At 56.4% G+C, this 9,640-nt stretch carries 9 protein-coding genes and 3 pseudogenes; 2 read left to right on the forward strand and 10 right to left on the reverse strand.

The annotated features are described in order from the left end of the window. The first annotated feature begins 336 nt into the window (after positions 1–336). Positions 337–1,056, forward strand: a complete 720-nt coding sequence (locus tag JUE67_RS02435) for an RNase H family protein (RefSeq protein ID WP_203627056.1) — start codon at positions 337–339, stop codon at positions 1,054–1,056. Positions 1,057–1,144: 88 nt separating this feature from the next. Here JUE67_RS02435 and purB read toward each other — a convergent pair whose 3' ends face one another. The 8 genes and pseudogenes from purB to JUE67_RS02475 form a co-directional block, all read right to left on the reverse strand. Continuing rightward, entirely contained in the window at positions 1,145–2,443 is a 1,299-nt protein-coding gene (gene purB, locus JUE67_RS02440; RefSeq protein ID WP_203636953.1) for an adenylosuccinate lyase, read from the reverse strand. 321 nt (positions 2,444–2,764) lie between these two features. Continuing rightward, on the reverse strand, positions 2,765–3,880 hold the full coding sequence (locus tag JUE67_RS02445) for an ATP-grasp domain-containing protein (RefSeq protein WP_203627060.1): 1,116 nt from the start codon (positions 3,878–3,880) through the stop codon (positions 2,765–2,767). Positions 3,881–4,022: 142 nt separating this feature from the next. Further along, positions 4,023–5,348, reverse strand: a pseudogene (locus tag JUE67_RS02450) (nucleobase:cation symporter-2 family protein); the annotation flags it as partial. Between the two features lie 12 nt (positions 5,349–5,360). Then, positions 5,361–5,936 carry a xanthine phosphoribosyltransferase gene (locus JUE67_RS02455; protein ID WP_125696937.1) on the reverse strand — a complete coding sequence of 192 codons (576 nt, stop codon included), beginning with the start codon at positions 5,934–5,936 and terminating at the stop codon, positions 5,361–5,363. A 191-nt stretch (positions 5,937–6,127) separates the two neighbouring features. Then, a complete protein-coding gene (locus tag JUE67_RS02460; RefSeq protein WP_203627070.1) occupies positions 6,128–6,808 on the reverse strand; it encodes a hydrolase in 681 nt (226 codons plus the stop codon). An 87-nt stretch (positions 6,809–6,895) separates the two neighbouring features. Further along, positions 6,896–7,522, reverse strand: coding sequence for a glycoside hydrolase family 73 protein (locus JUE67_RS02465; RefSeq protein WP_203627072.1), 627 nt, complete (start codon positions 7,520–7,522; stop codon positions 6,896–6,898). A gap of 73 nt (positions 7,523–7,595) precedes the next feature. Next, positions 7,596–7,754, reverse strand: a complete 159-nt coding sequence (locus tag JUE67_RS02470) for a hypothetical protein (RefSeq protein WP_203636954.1) — start codon at positions 7,752–7,754, stop codon at positions 7,596–7,598. 24 nt (positions 7,755–7,778) lie between these two features. Next, on the reverse strand, positions 7,779–8,099 hold the full coding sequence (locus JUE67_RS02475; protein ID WP_203636955.1) for a hypothetical protein: 321 nt from the start codon (positions 8,097–8,099) through the stop codon (positions 7,779–7,781). Positions 8,100–8,209: 110 nt separating this feature from the next. On the opposite strand from JUE67_RS02475, the gene JUE67_RS02480 reads away from it, so the two are divergent. Next, positions 8,210–9,184 (forward strand): Gfo/Idh/MocA family protein, encoded by a 975-nt coding sequence (locus tag JUE67_RS02480; RefSeq protein ID WP_203627076.1) that lies wholly within the window; start codon positions 8,210–8,212, stop codon positions 9,182–9,184. 101 nt (positions 9,185–9,285) lie between these two features. Here the strand turns inward: JUE67_RS02480 and JUE67_RS02485 are convergent. Both JUE67_RS02485 and JUE67_RS02490 read right to left on the reverse strand, forming a co-directional pair. Further along, a pseudogene (locus tag JUE67_RS02485) lies at positions 9,286–9,453 on the reverse strand (cold-shock protein); the annotation flags it as partial. A 1-nt stretch (position 9,454) separates the two neighbouring features. Continuing rightward, a pseudogene (locus JUE67_RS02490) lies at positions 9,455–9,640 on the reverse strand (hypothetical protein); the annotation flags it as partial.

Raw genomic sequence — 9,640 nt, forward strand, 5'->3', positions numbered from 1 at the left:
CGGCCACCGAGTGCACAGCACAGTTAGACGTCTCACTCATGCGCACCGGAGCCCAGTTAATCAAGGTGCGCAGGTGCGCGGGATGAGTGAACGGCTAACTTGGGCTGGGTGCTTGGTGGCGCACTCGGCCACCGAGTGCACAGCACAGTTAGACGTCTCACTCATGCGCACCGGAGCCCAGTTACAAGGTGCGCAGGTGCGCGGGATGGTCGAGTAACTCGGCTAGCTATAAGGAAAAAGCCGGCACGCGCTGACAGTGTTCAAAAGCCTCGAAAAATAGTTGATATCAGGTATAATTGACCCATCAAACAAGTTAAATTCTGGGAGGGTCACACAATGGCAGAAAAACCATTTTACTATGCACTGGCTGGGGAGAACTTCACCGGACTTTTTCCAAGCAATCCGGCACGTCAGGTGAAGATCAAGGCATTAAAGGCAACGAGTCGCGACGGCAAGAACAACACGATCATCCAAAGCTTCACGCAGTCGCAAAAAGCCGAGGCCGATAAGTTCGTCAACAGTCCACAGCTGAAAGAATTCTTCAGTCCTTTTGACCACACCAAGGGCCTGTTTGCATTCATCGACGGCTCCTTCACAAAGGGCGTGGCCAACTCTGGCTCCGGGGTGATCTTGGTCAAAGATGGCGTCGCGATTCAGGCATTTTCCATCACCAACACCACGTTTTCCAGCTCCAACCAGATCACCGGCGAGCTGAATGCCGCGCTGATCGCCATTCAGTGGGCAAAGGCAAATGGGTATGACCGCGTCGATCTTGTACATGATTATGTCGGCACCGTGGCGACCCCTTATGGCTGGGGCCAAAATAGTCCCGTCTCCATTGAATATGCAAAATTGCTGCCGCAAGCGGCGACCGGCATCGACGTCCATTTCCATAACGTCGGGGGCCACACCGGGGTCAAATTCAACGAATGGGCCGACCAAATGGCGCGCAACGCGGTTTCCAGTGAGATGCACCGCAATCCGACGTTGACGAGCACCTGGCCCGCGGATCTGCCGATCGAAACAAGTCTCCCAGCAAGTTACATTTCGCTGTAAGGACCAAGCTCGTAAAACATCAAGAGGGGCCGGAACAAAAATCGTTCCTACCCCTCTTTGCGTCCACTGCCGTCGCCGATCAGTGCGCTCAGTCACCTAACCCAATGCGGTCGAAGATCTCATCGACATGGCGAAGGTGATAATGATAATCGAAGGCATCATCCAGCGCGGGCTTCGTGAGGCGATCCGTGACAGCCGGATCGGCTTCCAGCAACTGGCGAAAATCGCGGTGCTCATCCCAGGCCTGAGCCGTCTTTGGCTGCACAAGGTCATACGCGGCCTCGCGACTGAGGCCGGTCTCGATCAGCTTGAGCATCACGCGCTGGCTGAAGATCAAGCCGTGCGTTTTTTGCATGTTCGCGAGCATGGTGTCGGGAAAAACATCCAACGTGTCGATGATGCCCGTGAAGCGATGCAAAATATAATCCAGCAGGCCAGTCGCATCCGGCAAGATCATCCGTTCCGCAGAACTGTGTGAAATATCGCGCTCGTGCCAGAGACTGACATCCTCCAGCGCTGGGGTGATATACCCACGAATGACGCGCGCCAGGCCAGTCACGTTTTCGGAGCTGATCGGATTGCGCTTATGTGGCATCGCGGAACTACCTTTTTGCCCAGGATTAAAATGTTCCTCGACTTCATGCACTTCGGTCCGCTGCAAATGGCGGACCTCAAGCGCAAAGCGTTCGATCGACGTTGCGATCAGGCCCAGAATCTCAATGTAATGGGCGTGCAGATCGCGCGGCAGCACCTGCGTCGAGATCTCTTGGGCGCGCAAGCCGAGATGCTCGCAAACATAGGCTTCGACAGCTGGTGGGGTGTTGGCAAACGTGCCGACCGCGCCAGAGATCTTCCCAGCTTCAACATCCGCGGCCGCTTCATTGAAGCGCGCCAGATCGCGTTTCATCTCGGAGTACCAGGTCGCAACGACCAGGCCAAAGGTTGTGGGCTCGGCATGCACGCCATGGGTCCGGCCCATCATGACCGTGTGCTTGTACTGCTTGGCGATGCGGGCCAGCACCGCCAGCAACGCCTCAATGTCCGTCCGCAAGATCGCGTTTGCCTGCTTGAGAACGGCGCCCTGTGCCGTATCAACAACATCCGTTGACGTCAGGCCAAAATGGACCCATTTTTTCTCATCGCCAAGGCTTTCGGACACGGTGCGGGTGAAGGCGACCACGTCATGGCGCGTCACGGCCTCGATCTCGTGAATACGATCGACGGTGAACGAGGCGTTTTTCCGCAGCGCTTTGACATCGGCTTCTGGAATCTCGCCGAGCGTGGACCAAGCCTCCGCCGCTAAGATCTCGACCTCGAGCCATGCCTTATAGCGGTTCTCTTCCGTCCAAACACTGGCCATCTCTGGCCGACTGTATCGATCGATCATTGGTGTGTTCTCCTCCTATTATGAGACAGGGTGTGGAAGCCCGCGGGATGGCGAGCCAACTAACCAGGCCCGGGTGCTTGATGGCGCACTCGGCCATCGAGTGCACGAGTCGGTTAGATGGCCTCGCCATGCGGGCTGAAACCCAACTATCAGGGTGTGAAAGCCCGCGGGATGGCGAGCCAGCTAACCTGGCTCGGGTGCTTGATGGCGCACTTGGCCATCGAGTGCACGAGTCGGCTAGATGGCCTCACCATGCGGGCTGAAACCCAACTATCAGGGTGTGGCAACCCGCGGGATAGTCCCGCCATTTCGCAACTGACCCTAGTTTCCAGTGCCGATATGAAAATGTTCCGTGGCGTTGATGCTACTGTTGAGCTCAGCCAACTCGCCGAACACAGCGATCTCCCCAATCAGCGGCGCACCTTCCGGGAAGAAATGGAACTGCCACTCCGGTTTGATCTGCACCTGCGTCATCGCAGCGGTACGATCGCCCAGTCGCAGCGGCAGCAAGGCACCCGGCCGCGTGACAACAGGCGTCGGCAGCGGCCAGCCCAACAGCGCGCGGAGATGGAGCTCATACGGTGAATACCCCGTCGTGTGCTCGAGGACATCCCCGAACAGCTGCGGGCCAGGATACAGACGTTTCACATAAAGGGTCCTATTTTTCGTCAAAAATAGCTCCACACCGAAGACACCGTTGTAGGCCATTTTTTTCGCCAGGACCCCGGCCACGCGCTGAATCTCCTCTTGAACCGCGTCGTCGCACGCCGGCGGGACCAGCGAGGCAGTCAGCTGATGCTGGTCGAAGAAATTCTGCACCACGGGCAAAACAGTGACCTGATCATCGACCTTAGCGACCAAAACGGAAAACTCTTCCGGCTGATCGAGCCATGCCTCGACAATATAAGGCCGCTGCTGCAGGAGCTGAGCCGCCCGCGCCACATCTTGCGGCTGCGTCAGGCGCAACTGTTGATCAACACCGACCCCTTTTTGTATCGGCTTGAGCAACGCCGGGAAGCCAACCGTTTCAACGGCCTTGGCGATATCGTTTGGGGTGACCACCTGGGCATAGGGCAAAATGTTCATGTTCAAGTCATCCAGATACACTTTTTCAAGATAACGGTCCTGGGTGACGGCCAGGATGTCGGTCCCAGATGGCAACTGCTCCGGCCGCGCCACGCGACTGAGCAACGTGCCGTCGATCGTTTCATCGGCATACGTGATCACCGTTGCCAAACTGGCCAGGCGCTTCAGGTTCTCTTCGTTGTTGATCTCGCCAGCCAAACTCATGTCGGCGGCTTGAAGCGCGACATCCCCTTGCCCCGCCAGCACCACCGTGTGCATGCCGAGCCGCCGGGCAGCCAGCGCCAGCCGGTAACCCAACACCCCTCCGCCGATGATGCCAACGACGCTTCCGGGTTCGATGAATTGTGCCACGCAAATCGCTCCTTTACTGCTTCTTAGTGTCTTCCGTGTCTTGCGGGACGTCCTGATCCGATGCACCCGGCGTCTCGGCGATCGCCTCAGTCGGTGCTGCGGCGTCCGCAACGCTTTCAGCCGGCGCAGCGCCTGCCCCGTCTTCGTCATCGCGTTCGTTCAACCCGTCCGCCGTCTCAAGCTCAGGTTGCGGTTCCTTGTTGTTGAACAGCCAATTGAGGACCACCGCGCTGAGGCTGGCCATCAAAATGCCAGACGACAGGAACAACTGCAGCGTTTTTGGCAAAAATTGCACGATGTCTGGCTGCACGGTGACGCCCAGGCCGAGCCCAATCGAGATCGCGGCAACCAACAGATTTTTATCATTATGAAAATCGACTTGTTGCAGCATCCGAATGCCCTGGACCGCCACCATGCCGAACATGACCAGCATCGCGCCGCCCAGCACCGGCGATGGAATAATCGTTGCCAGCGCGCCGACTTTAGGCAAAAGTCCCAGCAAAATCAGAAAGCCTGCAGAGTAAATGACCGGTTTGCGCGTCTTGATGCCGGACAACTGCACCAGGCCGACATTTTGCGAGAACGTGGTGTACGGGAAGGTGTTGAAGATCCCGCCAAGCAGAACTGCCAGTCCTTCCGCTCGGTACCCTTTTTTCAGGTCCTCTTCGCCGATCTTGCGCCCGACAACATCGCCGAGGGCAAAAAAGACGCCGGTACTTTCGACCATCGAAACAAGGGAGATCAAGATCATGGTCACAATGGAGCTGAGTTCAAAATGTGGCGTGCCAAAATAAAATGGCGTTGGCACATGGAACCAGCTGGCTTCGGCCACAGGCGTCAAGCTGACCATCCCAAAGGCCGCCGCCAGCAGCGTCCCTGCGACAAGCCCGATCAAGATCGCGATCGAGCGAATAAAGCCGCGGCCCCAGACATTGAGGGCGAGAATCAACAGGACGGTGAAAACACCAATGCCCAGATTGGCCAAGCTACCATAACTCTTCGCGGCTGTATCCCCGCCGCCGAGATTTTGAAAAGCGACCGGAATCAGTGACAACCCGATCACCGTGATTAACGTCCCGGTGACCAATGGCGGAAACAGGCGCCGAATCTTCGCGAAGACCCCACTGATCAAGAAGACAAAGATCCCAGCGGCAATGATCGCGCCATACATGGTTTGAATCTGATATTTTTGGCCGATCATGATCAGCGGCGTGACGGCCTGGACCGCACAGCCGAGGACGACTGGCAGGCCGATGCCAAAGAACTTATTTGCGAATACCTGAAGGGCCGTGGCGACCCCACACATGAAAATATCGATAGAGACCAGATACGTCATCTGCTCGGCGTTAAAGTTCAGCCCGTTCCCAATCAGAATCGGCACGAGCACCGAGCCGGAATACATGGCAAGCAAGTGCTGGAGACCCAGCACAGCGGCTTTTGGATTCGAGATATCCGCAGATTTTTGCATGACTCCTCCTCTTTAGTCTTGGGCGAAAACGACGTGGCCGTTTTCAAACGCTGCGATGCGGGCCAGAGACTCGACCCGGATGTGCCGGTCATCGAGGAGCTGGCGACCCTTCTGGAACGTTTTTTCAATGACGATGCCAACGCCTTCAAGCGTGGCGCCAGCCTGGCCGATAATGTCGATCAAGCCTTCAACAGCCTGGCCATTGGCGAGAAAATCATCGACGATCAGAACTTTATCATCGCTAGAAAGAAATTTCTCAGCGATCGCGATCTGGTTAGCGGTCTTCTTCGTGAACGAATAAACCTCCGAGGTGTACAAGTTGTCCTTGAGCGTGAGGCTCTTGTGCTTGCGCGCGAACACGACTGGCACATGAAACGCCATGCCCGCTGCCAGCGCCGGCGCGATGCCGGAGCTTTCCACCGTCAAGATCTTCGTGATCGGTTCATCCTTAAAACGGGCGTAGAATTCATTGCCCAAGGCGACCATCAGATCTGGGTCGATCTGATGATTGAGAAAACTGTCCACCTTCAAGACATCTTCACCTAATACGCGCCCATCCTTTTCGATCCGGTCTTCCAATAACTTCACCGTTGCCACATCCCTTTTCAAGATTCGAGTTTCACAAATTCTACCATTAATCACGCACTCGAACAATACGAAACGGCGTGAATGTGTGACTTTTTACACGGCCATTTTCCGGGATTTTCCAGCAAAAGTCGCGCGGCCGCCTATTTTGACTGGCGAATCAAAAAAAGATCCGCATCGCTGCGAATCTTCGATCATTCGGATTTTGAGTTTTTGGCGATCTGGTTGCGATACTGGTCCATCTTGTGGCGAAACAGCTCCCCATTGGTCGGTGGCGTGTACGTCAGGACATTTGCGCCAGCCGCCAGCGTCGCGCGAATCGAGTCATCCGTCGGTCCGCCCGTTGCAATGATCGGCAAGTCCGGATATTGCCGCCGCAAACGGGCCACGATTTCGGGTGTGTGCCGCCCACCCGACACATTGACTAACGCGACGCCGGCCTCAAGAAACGCATCGATCTCCTGATCGACCGCGACGACGCTGAGCACGAGCGGCGAATCGACCGTTTTTTTGATCATCTGCACCGTGCGCAGCGTCGTCGGGGCGTTGACGACCATGCCGATCGCGCCATTCGCCTCCGCCAGCAGCCCGATATCCGCCGAGCGCTTGCCCGAGGTCAGGCCTCCACCGATGCCGGCAAAAACCGGAATGTCGGCGACCTGACAGATCGCCTGAATGATCGCCGGATGCGGCGTGAACGGATAAACGGCGATCACCCCATCGGCATCTGTATTGCGAATTAGGGCGACATCGGTGCTGAACAACAGCGTGTGAATCGTGTGCCCAAGCACCTTGAGGCCAGGCGCTTCATGCATGATCTTCGGCACGCGCACAATGTCTTGCCGCAGCGTGGTCATGATCTCCGGAACTGTCATCAGCTCGCCTCCTTATTGGTGCGTGCGTTGTCGTGAAAATTCGTCCGACCAGGTGGCCGCCAGCCAGCGCCGAGGCAATGTCGCGCTTTAATTCCCATCGTATTGTGCGAGATGCCATTGCTGAATCAGCGCGATCAGCTTACTGGGATAATCCGGATCAGTCGCATACCCCGCTGTCTGCAGCGCCTTGGCCGCCGTGACATAGTCTTTGGCCGCCAAGACCGCTGCATACTGGTTTGCGTTCCAGTCGGTGCCATTCACCAACAGCAAGGCGTGATCTTTCATCGACTCCTGGTCGCTGGCATACACACGAAACCGCGCGTGGACCGTCACCCACTGATCATTTTGATATTCCTTGGTCGTCATGATGCGGCTGGTCGCCGGATCGGTACCTTTGATGCCAAAAAGATTATGGTAGTTGGCCGCCAAGGTGCTGGTGCCCCAATCCGATTCAAGAATGGCCTGGGCTAACGTGATGCTGGGCAAAACGCCATAGACCTGCTGGAGCTCTTGAGCATACGGGGCAAGTCGCGAAATAAATGCCTCTTGCTTGGCCGTGGCTTCTGACTGCGCGCGAGCCTCATCGGCGATCTGCGCGCGCTGACTCAAGATCTGGCCGCCCACCACACCGATCGCCGCGATAAAAAGAAGCAGAAAGATCCAGATCACGCGCGGCAGTTTCAATTTTCGTCTTCGATGACTCTTCCGCGCCATTGTCTCGCCTCTTTCCGTTGTGGTTTGGTGCAAATTCTTTGGCCGGCGTTCAGGCTTCGCGCTGGCGGACTAATTATTTACTACTCGCATTATCCGCGATCTGCTGGTTCGTCCAGGTCAGCAGATCGAGCTTGTCGTTTTGCAATTGCTTGGCCTCTTGGCTGGACACCACGAAGTCCAGGATATCCTCTAAGCCATGGTCGCCATATTGTAGGCGCAGCTGCAGGTGCACACTGACCGTCCCGTTTGCGCGTGGCTATTTTGAATAGCTTGTGGCCAAAAGCGGCGATGTCAGCCACTTTTTGGCGATCTGCAATTTTGCGTCTTGATAACGCCACGCAACATTGCGGACATCCGGGTCGCTGGCGGCCAGCACCGCAATTTTTTGCGCGAGCATCCACTCGTAATCAGTAAATAGGAAACGCAACTTCTCACGCTGCTTTGCCGTCAGCTGGGCATGGCCGCGCAGCACCGCGCCCACTGGAATGTACAGCGTATCGGTCAGATAAGTGCTGCGGGCGCCGTATTGCTGCTGGGTCGTTAAGATGGCTAGTTCAACTAATGTTTGATCATTCATCTTCCTCACCTCCTCTATATTGTAGCAGAAGCGCACCGGAAGAAAATAGTGCCGCAAGCGGTTGCAGGCGTGCTACGATAGACGGGACGAAAACAAAGGAGTGTTTGCTCATGACAACCTATAATTGGGGCATCATCGGAACGGGTCGCATCGCCGACTATTTTGCCGAGGTCTTCCCGACCAGTCAGCATCTTTATGGCGTCGCCGCGCACAAGGACGACGGCCGGGCCGCAGCCTTCGCAGCCAAACACAAGGTGGCGCATGCCTATCCAGATTACGCGAGTCTTTTGGCCGACCCAGCGATCGATATCGTGTATGTCGCAACGACGCATAATTTTCATTATGACAATATCAAGGCGGCGCTGAACGCAGGCAAGCATGTCCTTGCCGAAAAAGCGATCACCCTCAACGAGGCCCAGCTGGATGAGTTGGTGCTGCTGGCCGCCCAACGCCGTCTGATCTTGATGGAGGCGCAGACCATTTATCACATGCCGCTCTATCACGCACTTGATGAGTTCAAGGCCGCCCACCAACTTGGCCGGCCAAAAATGATCCAGGTCGCATTCGGCACCCATGTTCCCAATGACCCAGAAGACCGCCTGCTCAATCCGCAGCTCGCCGGCGGGGCCATGCTGGATATCGGCATTTATGCGCTGAGTTTTGCCCGGCGCTTCATGACTGAGTCGCCGACCCTTCTCGCCACACAAATGGTGCCGACTGCCACCGGCGTCGATGACCGCTCGAGCCTGCTGCTGACCACCGCGCATCAGGAACAGGCGCAGATCGCCCTAGCACTTCAGACCAATCTGCCCAACCGCGGCGTGGTCGCTTATGAAAATGGCTATCTGACGATCACCGATTATGGCCGGGCCACCACGGCGATCTTCACTGGCCTGGATGGTAAAAACCAGGAGATCGAGGCCGGCGATAACAGTCTGGCCTTTGTCTATGAGATCGAAGACATGGCGAACGCGGTGACGACGGGCAGTGACCCAACGCTGCGCTGGACCCGCGACACAATGACCATTATCACCGCGGCACGCCGGGCATGGGGCGTAACGTATCCGGACGAAACAGATCTGTGAGCAGGCCTGGTGCGTTCGTGCCTCGCATGATTCAAAAATAATTGGGAATCAAAATGGCATCGTCCACCCGAAGTCGAGTGTGCGATGCCATTTCGTGTCGATTAGTCTTTGTTGACGTTCACAGCTTGTGCGCCACGGTCGCCCTGCTCAACTTCGAAGGTCACAGACTGGCCTTCGTCGAGCGTCTTGTAGCCGTCGCCTTGGATCGCTGAAAAATGAACGAAGACATCGCTGCCATCCTCACGTGTGATGAAACCATACCCTTTATCGTTATCTTGCTACGGTTCGGTAATTGCGCAACGCGGTGATCAGGACCGGAACGAGCGAAATGGCGATGATGCCAATGACGACTAGGGAAAAATGGGCCTTGACGAATGGCTGGTTGCCGAAGAAAAAGCCGGCGACGCAGCACATGGTCACCCAGAGGAAGCCACCGAGAAGATTGTAGTGGATGAA

Origin of the sequence: Lacticaseibacillus mingshuiensis, assembly GCF_016861785.1 — a bacterium.
GTDB classification, from domain to species: Bacteria; Bacillota; Bacilli; order Lactobacillales; family Lactobacillaceae; genus Lacticaseibacillus; species Lacticaseibacillus mingshuiensis.

Bases quoted from the DNA above. Each gene is read 5' to 3' on its own strand.
- JUE67_RS02480 (WP_203627076.1), top strand. From the start codon at position 8,210: ATGACAACCTATAATTGGGGCATCATCGGAACGGGTCGCATCGCCGAC.
- JUE67_RS02475 (WP_203636955.1), bottom strand. From the start codon at position 8,099: ATGAATGATCAAACATTAGTTGAACTAGCCATCTTAACGACCCAGCAG.
- JUE67_RS02465 (WP_203627072.1), bottom strand. From the start codon at position 7,522: ATGGCGCGGAAGAGTCATCGAAGACGAAAATTGAAACTGCCGCGCGTG.
- JUE67_RS02460 (WP_203627070.1), bottom strand. From the start codon at position 6,808: ATGACAGTTCCGGAGATCATGACCACGCTGCGGCAAGACATTGTGCGC.
- purB (WP_203636953.1), bottom strand. From the start codon at position 2,443: ATGATCGATCGATACAGTCGGCCAGAGATGGCCAGTGTTTGGACGGAA.
- JUE67_RS02435 (WP_203627056.1), top strand. From the start codon at position 337: ATGGCAGAAAAACCATTTTACTATGCACTGGCTGGGGAGAACTTCACC.